The sequence below is a fragment of the Sorangium sp. So ce836 genome (assembly GCF_028553905.1).
GTDB classification, from domain to species: Bacteria; Myxococcota_A; Polyangia; order Polyangiales; family Polyangiaceae; genus Sorangium; species Sorangium cellulosum_D.
Genome location: NZ_CP102233.1, coordinates 12,689,125 through 12,712,401 on the forward strand (window position 1 = coordinate 12,689,125; position 23,277 = coordinate 12,712,401).

The following is a 23,277-nucleotide window of genomic DNA, read 5'->3' on the forward strand; positions in this document are numbered from 1 at the left end:
GCGGATGGAAACGACGGCATACCAGCAGTACTCCGAGGAATCCGGCGACTGGTTGAGAAAGGGAAGGGCTCGACTGCTGGCCCACCTGGTGCGCGAGTTCGGCCCGGGACGGCGGCCCCTCGAGCTGCTGGAGGTCGGCGCCGGGGTCGGGCAGAACCTGGGTGTCCTCGCGGAGTTCGGGGCCGTCGACGCGAACGAGGTGAGCCCCCTCGGCCAGGAGGCCATCGCGAAGGCCGGCACGGCGAGGACGCTCTACAGCGCGTCGCTCCCGTTCGAGCTCGACCGGCGCTACGACGTGATCTGCGCGCTCGACGTCATCGAGCACATCGAGGACGACCGCGCCGCGCTCCGCTGGATCCACGACCATCTGAGCCCCGGCGGGATCTTCGTCGCCACGGTGCCGGCGTATCCGTGGTTGTTCAGCGATCACGACCGCGCGCTGCAGCATTTCCGCCGGTACACCGCCGGCAGCTTCCGCGCCGCGCTGCCGGCCGACTTCCACGTGGAGGCGTGCGCTTACTTCAACCAGCTCCTCTTCCCCGCTGCGGTCGGCTCGCGCGCCGTCTGGAGCGCCGCGCGCAAGCTGCGCCCGGGCAAGACCAGCATGAAGCAGCCTTCGCCGAAGTCCGGCCTCGCTTCGTCCGCGCTCGAAGCCGTCCTCCGCGCGGAGGTCGATCTCATCGCGCGCGGCCGCCGGCCGAGCTTCGGGCTGTCGGTCTTCTGCGTGGCGAGGCGCACGGCGGCCTGAGGCGGGCCGCGGTCGCCCGGGCCTCCCGCGGCCCGGGATCGCCGCGCGTCCGCGATCCCTGGCGGGATTTCTGACACACGGAACGAGCACCGCCGCCCACGCGCTCGTCCCGTGGTCGCGCGCCCACGATAGGCCCCCAGGGAGGGTGTTCGCGGCAAGACCTCCCGCGCGGCCAGGGACGAGCCTGGGCGTCGCATTGCTGCGCGGCACCCACGGCACGGATTCGGCGGCCACGCCTCCATGGCTTCGTGATACGGGTGCGCGCCATGATTGGGCAAGACGCCGCAACGCCCGCTGATCCCGCCGCCTCCCGCCGCAAAGTGGCGAGCTGGACTGCCCGCCTCGCGCCGTTCGCCATCCTGATCGCGATGCTCGGCCTGCTCCAGTGGGGCTACCGCGACGACTCGCCCACCGAGGACGAGTGGGCGCACACGACGCGCGGGATCGCCTGGTGGCAGACCTCGGATATGCGGCTCAACTACGCCCACCCGCCGCTCGGGAACGCCATTGCCGCCATTCCCATCGCGCTCATGCCGGGCAACGCGCACGTCACGTCGTCCCGGCACTGGAAGGACGCGAACATCGGGCGCGTGGCCCTCGATTACATCGAGCAGGACTACGCGCGGGCGCGCGAGCAGCTCTTCCGGGCTCGGCGCATGATCATGCTGATGGCCGCGGCCCTCGCCGCCTACGTATGGTTCTGGAGCCGCTGGTTCTGGGGCGAGCGGGCCGCGCTCGTCGCGCTGGTCCTCGTCGCGTTGAACCCGACGATCATCGCCCAGGGACGGTACGTCACCACCGATCTCCCGGCGGGGCTGGCGACGATGCTCGCCGTGGGCGAGTTCGCCCGGTATGCGAGCGGGCGAGCCGGCAGGTGGTCGCTCGTCACCATGACGCTCGCCATTGGGGCGGCTGCCGTCACCAAGTACAGCGGCCTGCTCCTCGTGCCGATCCTCGGCGCGATCGGGGTCTTCCTGGCCGCGACCGGCCGCGGCCGGTTCGAGGGGAAGCCCGCTGCCCGCCGCTTCGGAGAGCTCGGCCTCCACGTCCTCGTGGCGGGCGTGGGGCTGCTCCTTGTCATCAACGCCGTTTACAAGTTTGACGATACGGGCATGTCGGTGCGAGACATCCTCGCCGCCCCCGAGCCGCAATATCCGGTGTCGGCGCGGTACAAGCAGCAGCTGATGGAGAAGCACTCGCTCGTCCGGTTCCTGCCGGCGGGCCTGCGGATCCCCCTCCCGTACACGTATCTCTTCGGCACGGCGGCGGTGACCGCGCTCAACGCCGGCGGGTTCACGTCCTACTTCCTCGGCGAGGTCGTCCGGATCGGGCACTGGGCCTATTTCCCGGTGATGCTCCTGATCAAGAACCCGCCCGCCACGTTGCTCCTGCTGCTCGCCGGGGCGGCGCTCGCGCTGCGGCGCGCCCGCGCGTTCTCGATGCGCTCCGTCCCCGTCGAGGTGATCGCCACCGGGGGGACGGCCCTGCTGCTCCTCGCCTCGTTCATGCGGGCCAACCTCAACATGGGCATCCGGCACGCCATGCCGATCATGCCGCTCCTCGCCGTGCTCGCTGCGCGCGCCTTCGACAGGCTCTGGGCGCTCGCCTCCTCGCGCCGCCTCGCCCAGCTCGCGCTCACGGGCCTCGTGGGGAGCACGGCGCTGAGCGCGCTCCTCGCCGCCCCGCACTTCCTCGGCTACTTCAACCTGTTCGTCGGCGGCGCGCTCGGCGGCTACAAGATCAGCATCTACGGCGAGGACTGGGGGCAGGATCGCGCCGCGCTGGCGAAGTACGCAAAGGAGCACGACATCCAGCCGCTCTATTACAACTATCAGAGCGAGACGCGCCGGATCGAGTGGGAGTACTTCCGCGTTCCGTACGAGCGCTTCGGCTGCGAGACGGTGCCCAAACCTGGCTCATGGGTCGCGCTGCACGCGCTGACCCTCAAGACGTCGCCCGCGAAATGCTACAAGAAGCTCCGCGATCGCGAGCCGGACGTGAAGATCAACAACCACATCTATCTCTACCGGATCCCACCCGCCCCCACGAAGCGCTGAGGCGACGCACCGAGCGAATCGCGACGGCTCCTGGTGGTTGCCAGCGCCCCGGAGCGGGCGCCCGCAGAATCAAGGGCATAAAACCGATTGCCGACAACTCTGGAGGCGCAGGCCGTACGTCTGCGCAGCGGCGAGCCAGCAGCGAAGCCCATCGCAGGCCGACCGCCAAGATGCACCGTCGCTTCGAGCGACATTGGCGGCGTGTCACCGCCCGTTCCAGGAGGTCGGCATGATGTCGGCTCTCCTGGATGGCGCTAGTTCAGCAATTTCTTCGACAGGTGCTTGACCGCCTCCTGCGCCGCATGTCGCAGCGCGACCTCAACCGCCTTGGAGGACGTATCGCCGCGCACGAGGATGGCGCAATTGTCCCCTTCGGCCTCGAACGACGCGAGGGGGAGCTCCTTCGCCGCCTCCGCTGCGCGGATCGGCACCTGCACAGCAAGCGAGCCGACCTCGAGCTCCACGAACCCCACCAGCTCCGACTTGGATAGGTTCTGCATGGTTCGAACGTGGGTCGTCCACAGGGGCTTAGCAAGGTCAGGTTTTTCCTGCTTGTCGGTGGGATTGAGCTCCACCTGAAGCGGCAGAACGCGTGCGTGTCAAGCGCCGCCGGCGGCGCGGGCCGCGGGCGCGCGACGCGCGACGCGCGACGCACGACGCACGGCGTGCGACGCGCGGCGTGCGACGCGGTGCGCGCCGGTCCGGACGCCATGCTCACTGCGATCGTCGCGCCCGTCGCGTTCCTCGCGCCTCGTCGCGCTCGTCGCGCTCGTCTCGCCCGTCGCGCCCCTCGCGTCCCTCGCGCTCCTCCGCACGGATGACCGCTCTCGCGTCAGTTCTTCAGGGAGGTCAGCTCGTCGGCCATGATGCTGCGGTGGTGGCGGTAGACCTGGAGCACGATGGCCAGCGCGATCGCCGCCTCGCTCGCGGCGAGGACGATGATGAAGACCGTGAACACCTGGCCAGACACGCCGCCCGCGACGAAGTGCTCGAACGCGACGAAGTTCAGCGCGGCGGCGTTGAGGATGAGCTCGACGCCGAGGAGGATGCCCACCGCGTTCTTCCGCGTCATGACGGTGAACAGCCCGAGGCCGAACAGCGCCGCGCCGACGCTGAGATAATGGATGAGCCCGATCTCCTCCATCGCCTACTCCCTCTCCCAGGCGCGCCTGACGGCGCGGCGCGCGAGCACGACCGCGCCGATCATGGCGCCGAGCAGGACGACCGAGCCGAGCTCGAACGGGAGCAGGTACTCGCCGAGGAACGCGTGGCCGAGCTTGGCGGTGGACGGCATGGCCGGCTTGGCCTCGGCGGGCCAGGGCGTCCGGGTCGCCACCCGGCCGAGCACGAGGAGCACCGCCGTGACCAGGACGAACGCCACGGCGGGCCCGCCGCGCGGGTTCGAGATCTTCATCTCCGCGATGCGGCTCGTGAGCATCACGGCGAAGAGGATCAGGACGAGCGTGCCGCCCACGTAGACGAGCACCTGGGTGGCCGCGAGAAAATCGGCCGACAGCGTGACGTAGAGGCCCGCGATGCCGAGGAACGTGCCGAGCAGGGCCAGCGCGGAGTGGATGATGTTCCTGGAGAACGCCACGAGCCCGGCGGAGCCGAGCGTCAGCGCGGCGAGCCCCAGGAAGGCGAGTGCACTCAGGGAGGGCATGTGGTGAGGGCCGCGACGTTAGACCGCTGCCCATCGCTCATCAAGGGCGACGCCCCGCGACGGGCGACGCCCTCGCTCAGGCGTCCGCTCCGGCCTCTCCGCCCGCGGCCCCGGCGACCGCTCCAGTCACCGCTCCAGCGGCCTCGGCGCCCTGCTTCCGGGCGTGCTCCCGGCGCCAGATGGCGCGCAGCTCCTCGAGCGCGGCGGGGTTGTCGCGCATGGCGCGCTCGCGGGCCTCGCGGGCGTGAGGCCCGTACTCGCCGACAGGCACCTCGCCGAGGTCCTTCGGCGCCTTGTACAGCGGGACCAGCCCCTCCGGGATGAAGCGGAAGGTGAGGTGGTCGAGCGTCGGCGCCGCCCCCTCGAACTCGCGCGTGTGGCGGATCGCGCCGGTCGACTCGGTCTTGCACGCCTCGACGCAGAGGCCGCAGTACATGCACTTGCCCATGTCGATGTCGAAGCGGCTCATCGCCTGCTTCTTCGTCGCCGGATCCTTCTCCAGGTCGATGGCGATGCACTCGATGGGGCACGCGCGCTCGCAGCGCTTGCAGCCGGTGCAGATGTCCATCTGCACCTCGAGGAAGCCGCGGTACCGCGGCGGGAGCATCTCGCTCACGGGTCGGTCCGTCTTGTCGGGATACTGAACGGTGATGGGCTCCCGGAACAGATGGGAGAACGTGACGGCCATCCCTTCGAGGATGGTGCTGGCCGCGCTGGAGATGCTCTTGATGTACTGGGCGAGATCCATGGCCGGTGCCTCTCCGGGACCTGACGCGCTCGGGCATACCCCCCGAAGGAGCGAGGCGCCACATCGACCAGGCTAGCAGATGCCCCCTCCTCGATTGCGTCCGCGCGTACGGCCGGGCCGCCGCCGCCCGCGCCGGGCTCACGCCGGACCGGCGCGGCGCGGCGCCCACGGCTGCGGCCGATCGGCGCCGCGCGGGTCGGGAACCCGCCGAGAGCGTGGAGTCCGCGGCAGACCTGTCCTCTCCTGTTGACGCGCCCCCCGGGTGGCGATCATGGTCGTCGAATGACGCAGCTCCCCTTGTCGGGAACGTTCACCGCCCTGGTCACGCCGTTCACCCCTGATGGCGAAGCCGTCGATTTCGAAGCGCTCACCGCGCTCGTCGAGGCCCAGGTCGCGGGCGGCGTCAGCGGGCTCGTGCCGTGCGGGACCACGGGCGAGTCGCCGACCCTGAGCGAAGCGGAGACGACCGCGGTAATCCGGCGCGTCGTCGAGGCGGCGCGCGGCCGCGTGCCGGTGATCGCGGGGACGGGCTCGTTCTCGACGAAGAAGACGATCGACGCCTCGCGCGCGGCGCTCGCGGCGGGCGCGGAGGGCGTGATGATCGTGATGCCCTACTACAGCAAGCCCTCGCAGGACGGGCTCCGCGAGCACACGCTCGCCGTGGCCAAGGCCGTCGCGGGGCCGGTCGTGCTCTACAACGTCCCGGGACGAACGGTGGTCGACCTCTCCGCCGAGGCGACCGAGCGCATCTGCGCCGCCGCGCCCAACGTCGTCGCCATCAAGGACGCGACGGGCAACGTGCTCCGCTGCCAGGAGCTGGTGCGGCGCCTCGGCGATCGGCTCACGGTCCTGTGCGGCGACGACGCGCTGACGCTCGCGATGATGGCGCTCGGCGCGCAGGGCGTCATCAGCGTCACGTCGAACGTGCTGCCGCGCGAGACGAGCGCGGTGCCCCGGCGGTTCTTGGCCGGCGACCTCGCCGGCGCGCGGGCGGCCCACCTCGCGCTGCTGGAGATCCACGGGCTCATGTTCGTCGAGCCGAACCCCTCCCCGGCGAAGGCGGCGCTGGCCGCCCTGGGCCGCATGAGCCCCGCCGTCCGGCTGCCCCTCTCGCCGGCCGGCGAGGCGACCCGGCAGCAGATCGTCGAGGCGATGAAGCGGCTCGAGGCGAAGCGCGAGGCGGCGTGAAGTCGAACGGCGATCATCGAGGCGTACCGATGGGCGCGCTCTTGGGAACCGGTCAGGGAGAAGAGGCCCGCTTGCTGAAGGTCGCGATCCACGGCGCGAGCGGCAAGATGGGGCAGGCGATCGTCCGGCTCGCCGCGAACGAGCGCGCGCAGATCGTGGGCGCGATCGTGTCGCGCGGCTCCTCCCGCATCGGCCGCGACGTCGGCGAGCTCGCGGGGACCGGCACCATCGGCGTCGCGATGAGCGACGACACCAGCGCCGGGCTGCTCGGCGCGGACGTGGTCATCGATTTCTCGCGGCCCGAGGCGCTCCCCCGGCTCCTGCACCTCGCGATGCGGGCCAAGGTCGCGGTGGTCAGCGGCACGACCCGCCTCGACGGCACGTGCGAGCGGCTGCTCGACGAGGCGGCGCAGCACGTCCCGGTGCTCTGGTCGCCGAACACGAGCATCGGCATCCACGTGCTCGCGGAGATCGCGGCGAGCGCGGCGCGCCGGCTCGGGCCCGGCTACGACGTCGAGATCGTCGAGGTGCACCATCGCGCCAAGGTGGACGCCCCGAGCGGCACGGCCGTGCGGCTCGCCGAGGCGCTGCGCGAGGCCCGCGGCGGCGCCGGCGAAGGGGCCGCGGCGCTCGCCGACGTGCACGGCCGCGAGGGCAACGTCGGCCCTCGCAAGGCGAGCGAGCTCGGGATCTTCGCCGTGCGCGGCGGCGACGTCATCGGCGACCACACGGTCCACCTGCTCGGCCCCGGCGAGCGCCTCGAGCTCACGCACCGCGCCACGAGCCGCGATCTCTTCGCGCGCGGCGCGCTGCGCGCGGCGTGGCACCTGCACGGCAAGCCGCCCGGCCGATACACGATGGCCGACGTGATCGGGGGCTGAGCGGCGCCGCCGGGCGAAGGACCGGCGATCGGGATCCGGCGCGCCGCGCGCACAGCACGATGTGGTCAGCGGCGGGCCGCCGCACTAGGCTGCCGCGCTCGTATGGAGACGCTCGCTGCGCGGGTCGCACGTGCCGGTCCTTTGCCGGACAGGGACGCGGTGGGCTGGGTCGTCCGTCTGGCGAAGCGGATCGAGAGCCTGCACGGGCGCGGGACCGTGCACGGCCGCCTGTCGGCCGCGTGCGTGATCATCGAGGACGAGTGGTGCACGTCGCAGGGGTGGCTCTCCGATCCGCTCGCGACGCCGGCCTTCGTGGGCTACCGCTCGCCGGAGCGCGCGGCGGGCGAGGGACCGTCGCGCCGGGACGACACGTGGGCGCTCGCGGTCACCCTGTACGTGGCGCTCTCGGGGGCGCTCCCCTTCCCGGCCGAGAGCGACGGGGAGCTCCGCCGCAAGCAGAGCGCCGGCGATGCGCCGCGGGTGACGCCGCCGGGGGCGGCGGGCGACGCGCTGTGGCGCGTCCTCGAGCAGGCGCTCGCGCGCGACGCGAAGCGACGGATCGTCGAGGTGGCGGCGCTGCGTCGCGCGCTGGAGGCGGCGCGGCCGAGCGACGGCCTGGGGGAGCTGCCGCCGCTCGACGAGCACGCGGTCGTGGAGCCAGCGAGGACCGTGCCGGCGCCGCGCCCGTCGAGCGGCGGCCTGCGGGGCGCGTCGAGCTCGCAGCCGCCGCCGCGCAGGAGCTCGCCGCCGCGCGAGAGCTCACCGCCGCGCGAGAGCTCACCGCCGCGCAGGAGCTCGCCGCCCCGTGAGAGCTCGCCGCCGCGCGGGAGCTCGCCGCCCCGTGAGAGCTCGCCGCCGCGCGGGAGCTCGCCGCCCCGTGAGAGCTCGCCGCCGCGCGGGAGCTCCAGCTCGCAGCCGCCTGGCGGGAGCTCGCCGCCCCGCGGCCGCACGAGCTCGCTGCCGCCCGGCAATGCGAGCGCCACGGCGCGCCGGACGCCGTTGCCGCTCCACGGGCTCGCGGCCCTTGGTCTCCGGTCGACGGGCGCGCCGCCCACCCCGGTCCCCGAGGCGCCAGAGCGCCGCTCGACGGCGCCGGCGGTCTCGCCTGCCGCACCGCCGGGGCACGCCGACGCCCCGAGGGCGGACGCCTCCAGCAGCCCGCCCGGGGCGGCCGTTGCGGCCGCGCCGCCGGAGCAGCCGCCCCTTGCCCGCGCACCGGCGGAGCAGCCGCCCCTCCCGCCCAGCGCGGCGGTCCCGCCCAGCGCGGCGGAGCAGCCGCCCCTTGCCCACACGCCGGCGGAGCAGCCGCCCCTTTGGCCCGCGCCCGCGGAGCAGCCGCCCCTCCCGCCCGCGCCGGCGCCGCCCGCTCCCGCAAGCGAACCGGCGAGCCGGCGGCCTCCCCGCGCTCGGCCCGCGCGCATCGACGGCGAGCTGCCCCCGGCTCCGTCCGCGCTGGCGACCGAGGGCGCCGCCGCGCACGTCGGCGTGCCCGATGCGCCGCGCACCCCGGCGCCCGATCGGGACGCACGCCGCGGCGCGCCCTCCGCGGCGCGCCGGGTGGCCCTGCTGGCCCTGTATGCCGTGGTCTTCGCGGGCGCCGCTGCGGCGGCCTGGTTCTGGATCCGCCACCGCGATTCCGCGCCACCGCCGCCATCCCTCCCCGCCCTGCCTGCCGGCGCGGACGCCGCTCCCGCCGCCTGCGCCGCCCCCGCGGCGCCGAGCGCCCCGCCCGCCGACGACGCCGGCGTCACGGGCGAGGCGGCCGCGGCTGCGCCGGTGGACGCCGGCGCCGCGAGCGCAGCGCCGGACGCCGCGGCCACGGCGGACTTCGCCGCCTGCGCGATGCCGATCTTTCCGGGCAAGGGCGTCGACGCCGCGACCGCGGGCCAGCTGGCGTTCCTCTGCACCGAGGTCGACCCGATGAAGGGCGTCGCGGCGCTCAAGGGCCACCTCGCCAGGGCCGCCGGGCCCGAGGGGATCTCGGACGCGACGAAGGAATGGGGCGTGCTCGGCTGGTACGACATGGCGGCGCTCGCCGCCCTGCGCGCCCGCTGCTGCCACGCCCCGCCGCCCCTCGCGCTGCCCCGCGCGCCGGAGGGCTGCCTCCCGCTCGACGAGGCGCTGAACGACCTCGGCGCGACCGTCGCGTCCGCGTCTGCGCCGGACGATCGGGCCGTCGCGAAGGCGTCCCGCCGGTACACGCGGACAGCCGAATGCGTCGTGCGCGTCGGCGCGGCGACCTGGTACGGACGCAAGAGCAAGCCGAACGGAGGAGAGGCGAGCGCCTTCAAGAAGGTGCTCTCGCGCGCGCTCCGGCAAGCGGCACAGGCCCGCTGAGCCGCGCGCAGCGGGGGCGGGCCGCGCGCAGCAGGGGCGGGTCGCGCGCAGCGGGGGCGGGCCGCGCGTGGCCAGGCGGCTGGCCGGCGGTGGCGGCCGGCGGCTGGCCCGGCGCGCAGCGCTGCCCGGTCGCTCGACCGCCTCGCCGGACGGGCGGTTCTGGGGTAGCGTCCGCGGTCCCATGTCCAACGAAGCGAGCGATCTCCTGCTCGAAATCGGCGTCGAGGAGCTCCCCTCGTCGTTTGTCGAGGCCGCGCTCCGCGCGCTCCCGGATCTCGCAACGAAGCGCCTCGCGGAGCTCAGGCTCCGCCACGGCGCGATGCGCGCGCTCGGCACCCCGCGGCGCCTCGCGCTGCTCGTCTCCGGGGTCGCGGCGCGCCAGCCCGACCTCGAGGAGGAGGTCACCGGCCCGCCGGTCAAGGCGGCCTTCAAGGACGGCGCGCCCACCAAGGCGGCCGAGGCGTTCGCGCAGAAGCTCGGGTGCGCGGTCGCCGATCTGCGCCGCGTCGAGGGCCCGAAGGGCGAGTACCTCGCGGGCACGCGGCGCGAGGCCGGCAAGCCCGCGGCCGAGCTCCTCCCGGAGGTCCTGGCCTCGCTCGTCGCGGCCATCCCCTTCCGCAAGTCGATGCGCTGGGGGAAGGGCGAGTTCGCGTTCGGCCGCCCCATCCAGTGGCTCGTCGCGCTCTCCGGCGCCGACGTCATCCCCGTCGAGATCGCCGGCGTCCGCAGCGGCCGCACGAGCCGCGGCCACCGCTTCCTCGCGCCGGGCGAGATCGCCCTCGGCGCGGCCAGGGACTACGTCGAGGCGATGCGCGCGGCGCACGTGATCGTCGACCCCGGCGAGCGCGCGCGCCTGATGCGCGAGCGCCTGCTCGCCGCCGCGCGGGACGCCGGCGGGGCGCTCATCGAGGACGACTTCCTCATCGGCGAGAACCTGTCCCTCGTGGAGGAGCCGCACGTCATCGTCGGCAGCTTCGAGGAGCGGTTCCTCGAGCTGCCCGAGCGGGTGATCCTCGAGGTCGCGCGCGGGCACCAGCGCTACTTCGGCGTCCGCGACGCGAAGACGGGCGCGCTGCTCCCGAAGTACCTCGCGGTCGTCAACACCGCGGAGGCGCCCGAGAAGATCAAGAGCGGCAACGACAAGACGATGCGCGCGCGCCTCTCGGACGCGCAGTTCTTCTACCGCGAGGACGTCAAGCTCCCGCTCGCCAGCCGGCGCGAGAAGCTCGGCGGCATCGTGTTCCAGAAGCGGCTCGGCAGCGTGCTCGCGAAGGCCGAGCGCGTCGAGCGGCTCGCCCGCGAGCTCGGCCTGCTGCTGATGCTGCCCGAGCCGACGCTCGTGGCGGCCGCCTCGGGGGCGCACCTCGCGAAGTGCGATCTCGTCGCGCTGATGGTCGGCGAGTTCCCCGAGCTCCAGGGCGAGATGGGCCGCGCCTACGCCCTGGCCCAGGGGGTCAGCCCCGAGGTCGCCGACGTGATCCGCGATCACTACCTGCCGAAGGGCGCCGCGGACGCGACCGCGCCGACGCACGCCGGCGCGCTGGTCGCGATCGCCGATCGGCTCGACACGCTCGTCGGCTGCTTCGCGATCGGGCTCATCCCCACGAGCACGGCCGACCCGTACGGGCTCCGCCGCGCCTGCCTCGGCGTGCTGCGCACGCTCCTGGATCGCGACCTCGATCTGCGCCTCGGCGCCGCGTTCAGCGCCGCGTACGACGGCTACGCCGGCGTGAAGCTCGACGCTTCGCGCGAGGAGCTCGCGGCGCGCCTCGGCGAGTTCTTCGCCGAGCGGCTGCGCGGCCTGCTCTCGGATCGGCTCCCGCAGGACGCGGTCCTCGCGTGCCTCCGCGTCGCCGCCGATCGCCCGCTCGATCTCCGGGCGCGCGTGCGCGCGATCGACGCGCTCAGCCCCGAGGTCCGCGCCCGGGTCGGGGAGGTCTTCAAGCGGGCGACAAACATCGCCGACAAGGCGCCGCCCGGCGAGCCGGTCGCGCCGTTCGGCCAGGACGTGCACGCGAGCGAGACGGCGCTCTTCGCGGGCTACCTCAAGCTGCGCGAGCAGATCGCGTCGGACGTCCGGAGCGGCGCGTACGACTCCGCCTTCAAGGCGGTGGCGGACTTCGCGCCGCTCCTGCACCAGTACTTCATCGACGTGTTCGTGATGACCGACGACGCAGCCGTGCGCGACAACCGCCTGCGGCTGATGCGCGCCCTGTCGGAGACCTGCGCGAGCCTGGCGAGGCTCGAGCTGCTCGGCGAGGCGCCGCGCGCGGCGTCCTAGAGCGGCGGGCACCCGCTTCGGATACGGGCCCATCTCGACGTTTTCGGTGCTCAGCGCACCGGAGTGCGCCTCCGCGCCGAAAACGCCGAGCTGGACCCGTCTCCTGTGCGGGTGACCGCCGCTCTGTAACGCATCTACCAGAGACGGACGAAAACCGTTCTAGGCTGGGCTACAGCCGCGTGAAGCCGTCCGCGGACTTCAGCGCGGTGGCCCATACGATGGAGGCCGGCCGATGCGCGGAGCCCAGGCCACGGCGCGCTCAGGCCGAGAAGCCGCCGTCGACCACGATCGAGGCGCCGGTGATGAAGCGTCCGCTCTCTCCGGCGAGGTGAGCGACCGTGGCGGCGATATCGTCGCCGGTACCGTAGTGGCCGAGGGCGAGCTGGCTCAGCTGCTCGGCCGCGCCCGGGCCGCCGGCCGGGTTCATGTCGGTGTCGATCGGGCCAGGGTGGACGAGGTTGGCGGTGATGCCGCGCGGCCCGAGGTCGCGGGCGAGGCCCTTGGTGAGGCCCGCCAGCGCCGCCTTGCTCATCGAATACAGGGTGATGCCCGGCCCCGGCACCCGGTCGGCGAGGCAGCTGCCGATGTTGATGATGCGCCCGCCCGCGCCCATGTGCCGCGCCGCGGCCTGGGCGGCGAGGAACGAGGCCCGCACGTGGATCGCCAGCGTCCGGTCCACCTGCTCGAGCGTCAGGGCCTCGAGCGGCCCCATGATGGCGATACCGGCGTTGTTGACGAGGATGTCGATCCGACCGAGCTCGGCCACGGTCCGCTCGACCGCGCCGACGACCTGCGCCGGATCCGCGCTGTCCGACGCGATCGCCAGCCCCCGCCGGCCCGCCGCCTCGACCTCGGCGGCCACCGCGCGCCCCTTCTCCGGGGCGCTCACGTACGTCAGCGCCACATCCGCCCCGTCCCGCGCCAGCCGCTTGACGATCGCCGCGCCAATCCCGCGGCTGCCTCCGGTCACCAACGCCACCTTGCCAGCAAGCTCCGACATGTCTACCTCATTTCTGTGTCGACCAGCACAGAACGTATACTCTGCCGGGTGGCGAGGGGTCAACCGATTTATTTACCGATCGGCACAGAAAGGTCGTCGTGATGGCCGGACGGGGACGTCCACGCGGCTTCGACCGGGCCGCTGCCTTGCGGCGGGCGATGGAGGTGTTCTGGGAGCGGGGCTACGAGGGCACGTCGCTCAGCGATCTCACGGCCGCGATGGGCATCAACTCGCCGAGCCTCTACGCCGCGTTCGGCTGCAAGGAGGCCCTGTTTCGCGAGGCGGTGGCGCTCTACAGCGAGGTCGAGGGCGCGGCGGCGAGCCGGGCGCTCCGCGAGGAGCCGACGGCGCGCAGGGCGGTCGAGGCGGTGCTGCGCAGCAACGTGGAGGGTTACGCGAGCCCGGGGAAGCCGAGCGGCTGCATGATCGTGCTCGCCGCGACGCTCGGCACGCCGGAGAGCGAGGGCGTGCGCAGCCACCTCGCCGCGTGCCGGCGGGGCGCGCTCGACGAGCTCCAGCGGAGGCTGGATCGCGGCGTCGCCGAGGGCGACCTGCCGGCGGGCACCGACACGGCGGCGCTCGCCGGCTTCTACACCACCGTGCTCCAGGGCCTCTCCATCCAGGCCCGCGACGGCGCCTCGCGCGAGGCGCTGGAGGCGATCGTCGACTGCGCCATGGCCGCCTGGGATGCGCTGGCCCGGCCCCGCGCTGCGGTCTGAGCGGGGCCGGCGGCCCGACGCCGCCGGCGGCGTCGGGGTCTGCCGCCCTGCGTCGCGCTACACGGTCTCGGGCACGACGATCCGCTTCGCGCCCTTCCCGGGCTTCTGCTTCTTCGCGGGCTTCTGCTCCAGCCCGAGCTGCTGCCCGATCGCCTTGCGCGCCTCGCGCGCGATCTTCCGGACCTGCTTCGCCTCTTCCTGGGTGATCACCCCGTCCCTGGCGGCCGTGTCGACCGCCGCCCGGACCTTGGCCTGGACCTCGTCCAGCACCTTCCGGACCTCGGCGCGGCGCGCCTCCGGGACGCCGCCCTTCTGCATCCTCGCCTCGACCTTCGCGCGCTGCTTCGCGATCTTCTCGTCGACCCGCTTGCTGAAGCGGGCGGCGTCCTGCGGGAACGGGGCCGCGCCCTTGCCCCGGCCATGGCGCGGCGCCTCTGCGGCCGCGGCGGTGGTCTCCTCGGCAGCGGCGGCGGCCGGGGCCGCGACCGCCGTGAGGACGGCGAGCGCGGCGAGCGTTGATGCGATGCGAGGGAGCTTGTTCATCATCCTGCCTCTCGAGATGACACCGTGCGGTGCGAGACTGAGGTCGCGTCACGAGCCGGGGCGCCGAGGGCGCCGCGCGCTCGCCCCGTGGGACGTGGAGCGAGCGACGCTATTCCCCTCGACGCCGCCCTCGCGGCGGCGCGCCGCCGTCACGCCAGCGCGCTTGCCCTCCTCGGGGAGGCCATGCGGCCGCCGCTGGCGGCCATCGACAGCAGCCGGTCGACGCGCTCCTCGGTCGTGGGGTGCGTCGAGAACCACTTCAGCACCGAGCTCGCCCCGGCGAGCGGGCTCACGATGAAGAGGCTGGCCGTGGCCGGACGGGCGGACTCGGCGGGGATGAGTGCCACGCCGTGCTCCAGCTTGGAGAGCGCGCTGGCGAGCGCCTCCGGGTCGCCGCACAGCTTCGCGCCGGTCTCGTCCGCCATGTACTCGCGCGAGCGCGAGATGCCGAGCTGAACGAGCGTGGCCGCGATGGGGGCGACGATCGCGAGCGCCAGCCCGCCGAGCGGGCTCTCCCCCTCCTCGTCGTCCGATGAGCCGCCGAACAGGCCGGCGAAGCTCACGGCGTGCGCGATCCACGTGATGCCCGAGGCGAACGCCGCCGCGATGGTCGACACCAGGATGTCGCGGTTCTTGATGTGCGCGATCTCGTGCGCCAGCACGCCGCGCAGCTCGCGCTCGGTCAGGAGCTGCAGGATCCCTTCGGTCACCGCGACCACGCCGTGCTCCGGGTTGCGCCCGGTGGCGAAGGCGTTCGGCTGCGCGTCCGGGATGACATAGACCCGCGGCTTCGGGATCTCCGCCCGCCGCGAGAGCTCCTCCACCATCCGGTGCAGGCCGGGCGCCTCCTCGGGCGAGACCTCGGCGGCCCGGTGCACCGCGAGCACGATGCGATCCGACATGAAATACGCGCCCAGGTTCATCGCGAGCGCGAGGACGCCGAACAAGACGAGGTACCCCGGTCCGAGCGCCCCACCGATGGACACCAGGATTGCCGACATGACGCCGAGCAACAGGATCGTCTTGATCTGATTCTTCATGAAACTCGTCACCTCCACGGAACGGAGCGCTGCAAACGCTGCTCCCTCATCATCGATGCGTCGCGCACCGCGGCTTTGCAATGCCGCGTGCCAGCCGATCAGCAGGCGTCATGCCCCGTCGATTCCCGTTGTGGCTCCCGTTGTGGCCGCCCCATTTCGCCGCCCCATTTCGCCGCGATCGGCCCATTTTGCCCCGTTCGCGCGATCCCCTGGAGCGGGGTTCGCTCGGGTCACATGCAGACGTATTCCGTTGTCAGGCCTGCCAGATCGCCAGCAGCCACACCGCGATACCGGCCGCGCACACCGCGAGCCCCGGCACGGCGCGCGGCCACACCCACTGGCCCGTCACCGTGACCGCGCGCCGCACCACCCAGATGGCGCCCGCGACCCACGCCACGAAGGCCGCCACGAGCGCGACGACCCAGCCGACCCGCGGCGCGTCGTCGCGCGCGAGCGCGGCGAGGTGCTCCCGCGCGACCACGGCCGCAGGCTCGGTCCGGGTGCCCGGCGGGCGCGGCGCGGCCGCCGAGAGCCGGGCGATCGCCGCGTTGGCCTGCTCCAGATCCTCGGCGTGCGGCGTCGTGAGCCACCGCGTCTCGAGGGCGGCCGTGCGCACCGCGCGCCAGGCGAAGAGCGCCGTGTCGGCCTGGCCGAGGCCCTCCGCCGCCGTCGCGAGCGCGATCAGCCGCTCGTAGGCCACGCGGACGTGCGGGGCGCCGGGAGCGTACCAGCCCGCCGCCCGCCGGGCGTGGAGCGCCGCCGCGTGCGGATCGCCGGCGAGCAGGGCGGCCGTGCTCTCGGCGATCTCCCGCTCGCCGGCGACCACCACGCGCAGCGACGCCGCGCCGAGGAGGAAGCCGGCGACCGCGATGCCGCGCACGACGCCGAGCACGACCGAGAGCTTCACAGAAAATCGCGCTTCTTGAAGACGAACGCCGCCACCGCGAGGAGCCCGAGCGCCCAGCCGGCGCACGTGATCGACGCCCACCCCAGGTAGACCAGGAGGTTCGCGTCGGCCACCTCGCCCGCGAGCAGCGGGCGGGGCGGCACGTAGATCTGCAGGTTGGGCACGACCCGGGAGAGGGCGCGCCCCGCGGCGCTGATCTGGGGGCCGAAGTACTTCACCGGCAGCTGGGCGAGCGCGTCGGCGTTGCGCCCGACGAGGAAGATGCCGAGCGTGAGCAACGCGGACAGGAACGGCGTCGAGAACGAGGAGAACAGCGTGGCCACGGCCGCGACGATGCCGACCTCGAGGAACGCGAGCGCGCTGCCGGCGAGGACGACGCGCTGCTCCGTGGGGGCGCCGGCCGACAGGACGACGCCGAGCACCAGGAAGACCGCCGACCACGGGATGAACCCGTACGTGCGCAGCAGCGGAGAGCGCCACGCGGCGAGGCCGAGCGCCGCGAGCGAGGCGGCGCCGGCGCCAGCGACGAGCGCGAGCGAGCGGCCGGACAGGACGGCGCTGATCAGCAGCACGAGCCCGGTGTCGGCCAGGATGAACACCGCGAGCGTGAGCAGCGTGCCGAGGTACTTGCCGACGAGGTACTCGCCGCGGCGGACCGGGCGGGCCAGGATCGGGAAGATCGTCTTCTGCTCGAGCTCGCGGTACAGCGACGTGGCGCCGATGATGACCGCGACCGCGATGCTGAACAGCGAGATCGACGCGACGCCGAGATCGCTGACCACGCGCGCCCCGTTGCGGAGCGTGTAGGCGCCGACGATGATCGAGTAGAAAGCGACCGCGAAGGCCACGCCCGCAAGGCCGATGAGGATGCGCGCCCGAAGCGATTCCCGGTACGTGTTGAGGGCGATCGCAGAGATGCGGCCGAACATCGGGGCGACGTTAGCAAGGGACGGGGGGCGCTTGCAAAGGGCCGCAGATCAGGGAGCGACCTCGTCGACGGCGTCGACGACCCGCACGTCGAGGAACCACAGGCCGTGCGCCATCGCGTGGCCGTCGATCTGGACGTAGTAGACGCCCGGGTCGAGCACGAGATCGAGGAAGCTGCGCTGGGGGCCCGTACCGATCGTGCAGGAAAGCGGCATTTCGGTGCCGGGGCAGCCCGGGCCGCGGCGGACCGAGAGGAGCGTCTCGTAGGCCGAGCCGGCCATGTCGAGCACCACCCGGCGGCGCGCGGTGAGCGTGAGCTTCAGGAGCTGGTCCCGGGCGCCGCGGTCCTGCGTGCCGGCGCGATCGCACCCCGCGTCGAAATCCGCGGCGGCGTTGGTCGTGTTGCCCTGGAAGAACCCGCCGGTCTCCGGGATCTCGAGCGCGCCCGCGCACGCGTCGGAGAAGGGCACCAGCGTGGGCGGCGCCGCCGGCCGCACGAAGGCCGTCACGCTCACGGGCTGGCCGAGCTGCGCCTCGGCCACCACGCGGTACGAGCCCGGGGGGACCCCGCGCCGCGCGCTCCGGAGCGGGCTGACGTCGCCCTCGCCGCACGCGAGCCGGTCGTCGGGGCCGGCGCACGCCGGCGCGGACAGCGCGATCGAGCCGGTGTCGCCGGCCGACAGCCGCTCGACCAGGAGCACGTCCGACGCGACCTCCAGCTCGAGCGCGTACACGGCGTCGACCGAAGGCGGGCCGCAGCCGAGGTCGACGTCGTCCTGGTGGCCGAGCAGCGAGACAGCGGTCGTCCGGTTCGGCGCGAGCGGCGCCGCCTCGGCGCAGCCCTCGTCCGGCGGCGGATCGGTCGGCGGCGCGAGCTCCAGCGTGACGAGCACCGACGTGGGCGCCGTCGCAGAGACGGCGACGGCGTAGACCCCCGCGGGCAGCGCGCGCCGGAAGAGGTGCGGCGCCGCCGCCGTCTGGCAGGCGAGCTCGTCCTCGGGCAGCGCGCACCCCTCGGACCGCAGCGAGAGCGAGGGCTCGCCGTCGCCGTCGGTCGAGATCGCGTAGAGGTCGACGTCGCGCGGCTCGGTGAGCTCGAACGTGTAGACGAGCTCCCCGAGGTCGGTCTCGCACGCGCTCCCGAGATCCCGCGCGGCGTCGAGGATCGTCGCCAGGACCGGCGCGCCCGGCTCGAGGGGCGCCGCGGTGCCGCACGTCTCGTTCTCGGGCGCCGGCGAGGGCGGCAGGAACGCGACGTCGACGACGACCGGCGCGCCCTCCGCGGTGGTCACGTAGACCGGCAGCGCCGTCGCCCGCTCCGGATCGCCGAGGCCGCGGCCCCGGAGCTTCGCGAGCTTGCCGCCGTCCGCGCTGGGGTGCGGGCGCCCGCACGCGAGCTCGGTCGCGGCGTCGCCGCACTGGCCGGCGAGCGTCACCGCGACGTCGGTGCCCTCCGTCCGCGCGGTCACCTGCACGTCGACCGGCGGCCCCGGCGGCAGGAGCACCGCGGCCACCACGTCGCGCGTGCTCATCGGGCGGGGCAGGCCGCACGAGCTCGCGTAGTGGAAGCCCGCGCCCGCGGTGTTCATCGCGTACGAGCCCGGCGCCGAGATCTCCAGCGCGTCGGCGCACGTGTCGTGCTCCGGCGAGATGCAGCCGGGCTCATCGGTGCGCCCGTCGCAGTCGTCGTCCCGGTCGTTCCCGCAGATCTCGGGCTGCAGCGACGACACCGTGGGATCGGCGTCGTCGCAGTCGCCCCCGCCGCAACGCGCGTCGGGATCGCCGTCGAGGTCGGCGTCGCGCGGGACGCTCGAGCACGTCCTGGTCGGCTCGTCGCAGGCGTCGATCGTGCAGGTGTTCCCGTCGCCGCACGCGATCGGCTCGCCGGGCACGCAGCCGAGGCGCGGGTTGCACCGCTCGACGCCGTCGCAGTAGACGTCGTTCTGACACGCGCTGTCGTCCGGCGTGAAACGGCACCGGCCTGCGTTTGTGTCGCAGGCATCGAAGGTGCAGGGAAATCCGTCCTCACATTGTTCGTCGTCGACGCACGGACCGCCGAGCGTCGGGTCCGCCGGAGCCTGCTCGCCCCCTGCGCCGCCCGCGCCGCCTTCGCCGCCGGCCCCGCCTGCTCCGCCCGTCGACGGGAAGGGGCTCGGCGCGCTCGAGCCGCAGGCGGCACCCGCGAGCGCCGCCGTCGCGGCTGCGGCACAGAGGAGAGCAAGAGGCGTCAAGGAGGAAGAAGAGCGAGTTCGCATCGAACGAGGTGAGCGGCAATGAGCGTAGCAGGGCACCGCCACGTCTGGCATCATGGCGCGCGATTCCGCGGAGCGTGGCGGATAGAGGGAAAAACAGGGTGACCAGCGACAGATTGACCCGACCCGAGCTGACGTGGCTGCTGGCGCAGGAGGCGCGCAGCGCCGCCCAGAAGCTCCGCCAGGGCGTGGGGATGATCGCGACCGAGACCACGCCGCCGCCGGTGTCGTCGCCGGACGACGGCTCGGGCGGCGTGGAGAGCACGCTCAACCGGCTCGACGAGGCGGTGAGCATGCTCGCCTCGCTCCACGGCCGGCCCATGCCGCGCGGGCGGCGCGGCCGCGTCGACCTGACGGCGCTGCTCTGGGAGGTCGCCCCCGAGGCGCGCGTGCAGATCGAGATGGGCGAAGGGACGACGGTGTTCGGCGACGAGACCGAGCTCCGGCGGATGCTCCAGGTGCTCATCGCCCAGGGCGGCGATCCCACGAGCCAGGGCGGGGCGCCCGACGTGAGCATCCACCGCGTCGGCGACGAGGTGAGCGTGCGCGTCAACCTCGGGCCGGAGACGCCGGTGAACTTCGAGACCGAGCGGGTGTGGCTGTCGCGGATGGCGCTGCGCTACGGCGGCCGGCTGGAGCTCGACGGGCTGATGCAGACGCTGACCTTGCCCGCCGAGGTCGATCTCCAGCGCCTCGAGGTCGAGAGCCTGAAGAAGGAGCTGGCCGCGGCGCAGGCGCAGGGCGAGGCCTACGCGCGCGAGCTCGCCGCGGTCTTCTCGCGGGTCGAGGGCGAGCGCGAGCGCGGGTCGCTGGCCGGCATCGTGTCGCGGCTGAGCGGCAGCGATCCTGTGTCGCACCTGCCGCCGAGCGGCGACAGCCTCGCGGTGCTCGTGGCGGCGGTGCGGGTGCTCGGGACCCAGCTGCGCGGCATCCTGTCGGCGATCGGGCGGGACATCGCGCCGCTCCGGTCGCACGGCGGCGACGCCGGGGAGACGGCGGCCTCGGTGGGGCGCCACGTGACCGCGGCGTCGGAAATCGTGAGCGATCTCGCGAGGCTGGGTGCGTGCCCGCTCCACGAGTTCCCGCGCCACTGCGACGTGGCCGACGTGCTGCGCGACGTCGTGAAGGACGACCTCGCGCGCGCGGCGCGCCACGACGTGCGCGTGGTGGTCGAGGCGCCGGAGACCGCGCAGGAGGTGGTGCCGCAGGGCGCGCTCACGGTGCTGCTGCACGCGCTGCTCGATCACGCGATCAGCGCGTCTCCGCCGGGCAGCGAGGTGGTCGTGACGCTCGTCGAGGGGTCGGGCGGGGTCGAGATCACGTTCGACGACGCGGGGCCGCCGCTGCCGGCGGCGGCGCGGAGCGTCGTGCTGAGCCGCGATTTCGAGGCGGTCGCGCAGGGGAGGCCGCCGGCGCTGCCGCTCATCGCGGCGCACGCGATCGCCGCGCACACGAACTACGGGATCGCGATCGAGGACGGGCCGCGGGGCGAGACGCGGGTGCGGCTCACGATCCCGAGGGCGGGGTAGCTCCGGGCCGCCTGGCCCGGAGAGGCGCTGTTCCGAGCGCGGCGCGGGGACCTCGTCTGGAGCGACAGACGGGTTGAAGCCGCCTGAAAAGCGCAGAACCTCGAACCGCCAAGCCGCTAAGGACGCCAGGAAGAGAATCCCATCTCGGCGCCCTTGGCGGTCGAGCTCTCGCTCGATCAACGCGATCTACGGTCTAGAAAAGGAACGAGGTCGCCGGGAAATCCACCTCCCGGTGGAGGTTGAAGCCACGCACGATGTCGATCCCCTCGAGGTTCGCCGACGTGGTGACAGGTCGGTCGTCGCTGCGCCCCACGAGCGTCGCAATACCCCTGTACTCGTCGGGCGGAAGATCCACCGTCAGGCTGAAGTCCTCGCAAGGCGCATACTCCCTCGCCACCTCGACGTTGCCACGGTAGACGATCAGCTCGAGATCGGCCCTGCCGCCGCCGAAGCGAGCGCAGTCCCGCGGCTCGCGCCGGTCGTCGACTGTCCACTCCATCACCAGGCTCCCCATCGACGACGGCCGAGGCCGATGCCGATCGCCGTCCTTCACCTCGAAGAAGCAGCCCAGGGCCAGAAAGCTCGATAGAGCGAGGCCGCAGATGGGAATGACGCTCTTCTCCTGATTCATCCTTGAACCCGTCCTTTCGCAGCCGCACCACTGTCAACGCGGCGTGTAGTAACCGCGCCCCCGCTCGCGGGGAAAGCTCAGCTCGCGCTCCGGCACGTACCGCGGCGACGCACGGTACGTCTGCCGGTAACGCCTGAGCTCCGCGGGCTCCCGCTCGAAGATGACCCAGCCCCGGTTCGTCGGGTAATACCACTGCCCGTCGACCAGGTACGCATAGGTGCCGTGGAAATAGACGCGCGGAGACGCCGCGAGCTCCATCGGGACGACCTCGGCGCGCACCACCGGGAAGCCGGACACGACATACCCTTCGGCCCCGACCGTGCCCAGACACCCGGCCAGCAGCGAGGCGCCGGCCGCGAGCGCAGCCGCCGCGAGCGCAGACCTCATCACCGAGAGACACCTGGGCCATCTTCGCTCGCGCGAAGTCACGTTGTTGCTCTGCTTCACGTCATTGCTCCTCGGAGCGGAGCTCAGCAACGCGAATGCCAGCGCGGGGGCGGCGCGACTCGACATCTCCTGTGACCGGGCGCTCAGCGGCCCGCGCCGGCCGCGCCCAGCGCGCCGGCGAGCGCGAGCGCGCGCTGGATCTCCGCCGATGTCACCAGGCCGATCACGTGCTCCCCCTCGTCGAGCACAGCGATCGCGCTCGCCTCGCCGCTCGTCAGCGCGTCGAGCGAGCGGGACGCGTCGTCGCCGGCGCGCGCCCTCGGCACGTCCGCCGGCATCACCGCGCCGACCGTCGCCGGCTCGGCGCCGCGCGCGAGCTGGCGAGCGAGATCCCAGACCGTCACGACGCCGATCTCGCGGCGCCCCTCCCCGCCCCGAGGATCGTCGATGATCCGCGCGCCGACCAGGTTGTGGCGGAGGAGCCGCTCGGCCACCGCGCGAGGGCTCTCGTCCGCATACGCGTCGCCGAGCCGATCGGTCATCAAGCGCGCGACCGGGAGGCCGCGGAGGAGATCTTGCGTGCTCGAGCGCGCCTGCTCGGCCGAGGCGCCCATGTGGACGAACACGGCGATCAGCACCAGGATGGGGTTCCACGAGAGCAGGCCGAAGAGCCCGAAGGCCACCGCCATCGCCTTGCCGGTCGCGGTCGCGACGCGCGTCGCGCGCGCCCGCCCGAGGCGGCGGAGCAGCAGCCCCCGGAGCACCCGGCCGCCATCCATGGGGAACGCCGGGAGCAGGTTGAACGCGCCGAGGATCGCGTTCGTGATCGCGAAGGCCAGGAGCGCCACGCCGACCTCCGCCGGCGCGGGGAACAGGCGATAGGCGGCGTAGCTGCCGAGCGCGATACCGAAGCTCATCAGCGGCCCGGCGAACGCCATCCACGCCTCGTGCTCGGGATCGTCGCGCTCTATCTGCGAGACGCCGCCGAGCATCATCAGCGTGATCGAGCGCACCCGGATCCCGTTCTTGAGCGCGACGAGCGCGTGGGCCAGCTCGTGCGCCAGCACGGCGACGAACAGCCCGACCGCCAGGATCGCCCCCCAGGCGAGCGGCGGCAAGCGCAGCGCCTCGCGCGGAATCTCGAGCGAGGCCGCGATGAACGTGAACTGCGACGCCGCCGCGTACGCGAGGTACGGCAGGAAAATCAGCAGCGTGATGTGCAGCCGGATCGGGATTCCTCGGATGCGCAGGACTGTCAGCCCCTGGTCGAACATGTGCCTCCTGATCGCTGGTACAGATGGGGCCGACAAGCACCTTCGCAAGCCGCCGAGACGGCGCCAATGCATGGAAAATCAGGGCAGCGGCGCAGATGCAGAGCGCAATGCAGGAGGCGCCCACAGCCCCGCGCCCGCGCCCGCGTCCAGCGCGCGCGTCCGTCC

21 protein-coding genes are annotated in these 23,277 nt (G+C 73.3%); 8 read left to right on the top strand and 13 right to left on the bottom strand.

From position 1 onward, the window contains the following. Positions 1–4: 4 nt before the first annotated feature. Entirely contained in the window at positions 5–748 is a 744-nt protein-coding gene (locus NQZ70_RS46405; RefSeq protein WP_063823641.1) for a bifunctional 2-polyprenyl-6-hydroxyphenol methylase/3-demethylubiquinol 3-O-methyltransferase UbiG, read from the top strand. Between the two features lie 266 nt (positions 749–1,014). Continuing rightward, positions 1,015–2,805 carry a phospholipid carrier-dependent glycosyltransferase gene (locus tag NQZ70_RS46410; protein WP_129579949.1) on the top strand — a complete coding sequence of 597 codons (1,791 nt, stop codon included), beginning with the start codon at positions 1,015–1,017 and terminating at the stop codon, positions 2,803–2,805. Between the two features lie 254 nt (positions 2,806–3,059). Here NQZ70_RS46410 and NQZ70_RS46415 read toward each other — a convergent pair whose 3' ends face one another. From NQZ70_RS46415 to NQZ70_RS46430, 4 genes are all read right to left on the bottom strand, one after another. Then, positions 3,060–3,380 (bottom strand): hypothetical protein, encoded by a 321-nt coding sequence (locus tag NQZ70_RS46415; protein ID WP_129579950.1) that lies wholly within the window; start codon positions 3,378–3,380, stop codon positions 3,060–3,062. Between the two features lie 257 nt (positions 3,381–3,637). Beyond that, positions 3,638–3,949 (bottom strand): NADH-quinone oxidoreductase subunit NuoK, encoded by a 312-nt coding sequence (nuoK, locus tag NQZ70_RS46420; protein ID WP_129579951.1) that lies wholly within the window; start codon positions 3,947–3,949, stop codon positions 3,638–3,640. A gap of 3 nt (positions 3,950–3,952) precedes the next feature. Further along, complete coding sequence (locus NQZ70_RS46425; RefSeq protein WP_129579952.1) at positions 3,953–4,468, bottom strand: NADH-quinone oxidoreductase subunit J; 516 nt, start codon at positions 4,466–4,468, stop codon at positions 3,953–3,955. A gap of 76 nt (positions 4,469–4,544) precedes the next feature. Further along, positions 4,545–5,216 carry an NADH-quinone oxidoreductase subunit I gene (locus NQZ70_RS46430; protein WP_129579953.1) on the bottom strand — a complete coding sequence of 224 codons (672 nt, stop codon included), beginning with the start codon at positions 5,214–5,216 and terminating at the stop codon, positions 4,545–4,547. A 282-nt stretch (positions 5,217–5,498) separates the two neighbouring features. On the opposite strand from NQZ70_RS46430, the gene dapA reads away from it, so the two are divergent. The 4 genes from dapA to glyS all read left to right on the top strand — a co-directional run bounded on the left by dapA (position 5,499) and on the right by glyS (position 11,903). Beyond that, the gene (gene dapA / locus NQZ70_RS46435) at positions 5,499–6,404 is read left to right on the top strand and encodes a 4-hydroxy-tetrahydrodipicolinate synthase (RefSeq protein ID WP_129579954.1); all 906 of its coding nucleotides are present in this window, start codon (positions 5,499–5,501) and stop codon (positions 6,402–6,404) included. 71 nt (positions 6,405–6,475) lie between these two features. Beyond that, positions 6,476–7,285, top strand: a complete 810-nt coding sequence (gene dapB, locus NQZ70_RS46440) for a 4-hydroxy-tetrahydrodipicolinate reductase (RefSeq protein ID WP_165374505.1) — start codon at positions 6,476–6,478, stop codon at positions 7,283–7,285. A 102-nt stretch (positions 7,286–7,387) separates the two neighbouring features. Further along, positions 7,388–9,622 (top strand): hypothetical protein, encoded by a 2,235-nt coding sequence (locus NQZ70_RS46445; protein ID WP_129579956.1) that lies wholly within the window; start codon positions 7,388–7,390, stop codon positions 9,620–9,622. Positions 9,623–9,803: 181 nt separating this feature from the next. Beyond that, on the top strand, positions 9,804–11,903 hold the full coding sequence (glyS, locus tag NQZ70_RS46450) for a glycine--tRNA ligase subunit beta (protein WP_129579957.1): 2,100 nt from the start codon (positions 9,804–9,806) through the stop codon (positions 11,901–11,903). 259 nt (positions 11,904–12,162) lie between these two features. Here the strand turns inward: glyS and NQZ70_RS46455 are convergent, their stop codons facing one another. After that, positions 12,163–12,903: an SDR family NAD(P)-dependent oxidoreductase gene (locus NQZ70_RS46455; RefSeq protein WP_129579958.1), complete on the bottom strand. Its 741-nt coding sequence runs from the start codon at positions 12,901–12,903 to the stop codon at positions 12,163–12,165. 101 nt (positions 12,904–13,004) lie between these two features. Here NQZ70_RS46455 and NQZ70_RS46460 point away from each other — a divergent pair, with 101 nt between their 5' ends. Next, positions 13,005–13,622: a TetR/AcrR family transcriptional regulator gene (locus tag NQZ70_RS46460; protein WP_165374506.1), complete on the top strand. Its 618-nt coding sequence runs from the start codon at positions 13,005–13,007 to the stop codon at positions 13,620–13,622. Positions 13,623–13,679: 57 nt separating this feature from the next. Here the strand turns inward: NQZ70_RS46460 and NQZ70_RS46465 are convergent, their stop codons facing one another. From NQZ70_RS46465 to NQZ70_RS46485, 5 genes are all read right to left on the bottom strand, one after another. Further along, positions 13,680–14,165, bottom strand: coding sequence for a hypothetical protein (locus NQZ70_RS46465; RefSeq protein WP_129579959.1), 486 nt, complete (start codon positions 14,163–14,165; stop codon positions 13,680–13,682). 149 nt (positions 14,166–14,314) lie between these two features. After that, the gene (locus NQZ70_RS46470) at positions 14,315–15,205 is read right to left on the bottom strand and encodes a zinc metalloprotease HtpX (protein WP_129579960.1); all 891 of its coding nucleotides are present in this window, start codon (positions 15,203–15,205) and stop codon (positions 14,315–14,317) included. Positions 15,206–15,458: 253 nt separating this feature from the next. Beyond that, complete coding sequence (locus NQZ70_RS46475) at positions 15,459–16,112, bottom strand: hypothetical protein (RefSeq protein WP_129579961.1); 654 nt, start codon at positions 16,110–16,112, stop codon at positions 15,459–15,461. Then, on the bottom strand, positions 16,109–17,041 hold the full coding sequence (locus NQZ70_RS46480; RefSeq protein WP_129579962.1) for an ABC transporter permease: 933 nt from the start codon (positions 17,039–17,041) through the stop codon (positions 16,109–16,111). Before NQZ70_RS46480 ends, NQZ70_RS46475 begins: the two co-directional genes overlap by 4 nt. A gap of 48 nt (positions 17,042–17,089) precedes the next feature. Beyond that, on the bottom strand, positions 17,090–19,270 hold the full coding sequence (locus NQZ70_RS46485; RefSeq protein ID WP_237244669.1) for a putative metal-binding motif-containing protein: 2,181 nt from the start codon (positions 19,268–19,270) through the stop codon (positions 17,090–17,092). 137 nt (positions 19,271–19,407) lie between these two features. On the opposite strand from NQZ70_RS46485, the gene NQZ70_RS46490 reads away from it, so the two are divergent. Then, complete coding sequence (locus NQZ70_RS46490) at positions 19,408–20,820, top strand: HAMP domain-containing sensor histidine kinase (protein WP_237244670.1); 1,413 nt, start codon at positions 19,408–19,410, stop codon at positions 20,818–20,820. A 193-nt stretch (positions 20,821–21,013) separates the two neighbouring features. On the opposite strand, the gene NQZ70_RS46495 is transcribed toward NQZ70_RS46490, so the two are convergent. From NQZ70_RS46495 to NQZ70_RS46505, 3 genes are all read right to left on the bottom strand, one after another. After that, positions 21,014–21,451 (bottom strand): hypothetical protein, encoded by a 438-nt coding sequence (locus tag NQZ70_RS46495; protein WP_129579965.1) that lies wholly within the window; start codon positions 21,449–21,451, stop codon positions 21,014–21,016. A 33-nt stretch (positions 21,452–21,484) separates the two neighbouring features. Further along, positions 21,485–21,838, bottom strand: a complete 354-nt coding sequence (locus NQZ70_RS46500) for a hypothetical protein (RefSeq protein WP_129579966.1) — start codon at positions 21,836–21,838, stop codon at positions 21,485–21,487. Between the two features lie 143 nt (positions 21,839–21,981). Continuing rightward, positions 21,982–23,112: a site-2 protease family protein gene (locus NQZ70_RS46505; protein WP_129579967.1), complete on the bottom strand. Its 1,131-nt coding sequence runs from the start codon at positions 23,110–23,112 to the stop codon at positions 21,982–21,984. Between the last annotated feature and the right edge of the window lie 165 nt (positions 23,113–23,277).

Coding starts and splice junctions, on each gene's coding strand:
- NQZ70_RS46505 (WP_129579967.1), bottom strand. CDS start 23,112: ATGTTCGACCAGGGGCTGACAGTCCTGCGCATCCGAGGAATCCCGATC.
- glyS (WP_129579957.1), top strand. CDS start 9,804: ATGTCCAACGAAGCGAGCGATCTCCTGCTCGAAATCGGCGTCGAGGAG.
- NQZ70_RS46495 (WP_129579965.1), bottom strand. CDS start 21,451: ATGAATCAGGAGAAGAGCGTCATTCCCATCTGCGGCCTCGCTCTATCG.
- NQZ70_RS46430 (WP_129579953.1), bottom strand. CDS start 5,216: ATGGATCTCGCCCAGTACATCAAGAGCATCTCCAGCGCGGCCAGCACC.
- NQZ70_RS46470 (WP_129579960.1), bottom strand. CDS start 15,205: ATGAAGAATCAGATCAAGACGATCCTGTTGCTCGGCGTCATGTCGGCA.
- NQZ70_RS46500 (WP_129579966.1), bottom strand. CDS start 21,838: ATGAGGTCTGCGCTCGCGGCGGCTGCGCTCGCGGCCGGCGCCTCGCTG.
- NQZ70_RS46405 (WP_063823641.1), top strand. CDS start 5: ATGGAAACGACGGCATACCAGCAGTACTCCGAGGAATCCGGCGACTGG.
- NQZ70_RS46445 (WP_129579956.1), top strand. CDS start 7,388: ATGGAGACGCTCGCTGCGCGGGTCGCACGTGCCGGTCCTTTGCCGGAC.
- NQZ70_RS46460 (WP_165374506.1), top strand. CDS start 13,005: ATGGCCGGACGGGGACGTCCACGCGGCTTCGACCGGGCCGCTGCCTTG.
- NQZ70_RS46425 (WP_129579952.1), bottom strand. CDS start 4,468: ATGCCCTCCCTGAGTGCACTCGCCTTCCTGGGGCTCGCCGCGCTGACG.
- dapA (WP_129579954.1), top strand. CDS start 5,499: ATGACGCAGCTCCCCTTGTCGGGAACGTTCACCGCCCTGGTCACGCCG.
- NQZ70_RS46455 (WP_129579958.1), bottom strand. CDS start 12,903: ATGTCGGAGCTTGCTGGCAAGGTGGCGTTGGTGACCGGAGGCAGCCGC.
- NQZ70_RS46480 (WP_129579962.1), bottom strand. CDS start 17,041: ATGTTCGGCCGCATCTCTGCGATCGCCCTCAACACGTACCGGGAATCG.
- NQZ70_RS46410 (WP_129579949.1), top strand. CDS start 1,015: ATGATTGGGCAAGACGCCGCAACGCCCGCTGATCCCGCCGCCTCCCGC.
- nuoK (WP_129579951.1), bottom strand. CDS start 3,949: ATGGAGGAGATCGGGCTCATCCATTATCTCAGCGTCGGCGCGGCGCTG.
- NQZ70_RS46465 (WP_129579959.1), bottom strand. CDS start 14,165: ATGAACAAGCTCCCTCGCATCGCATCAACGCTCGCCGCGCTCGCCGTC.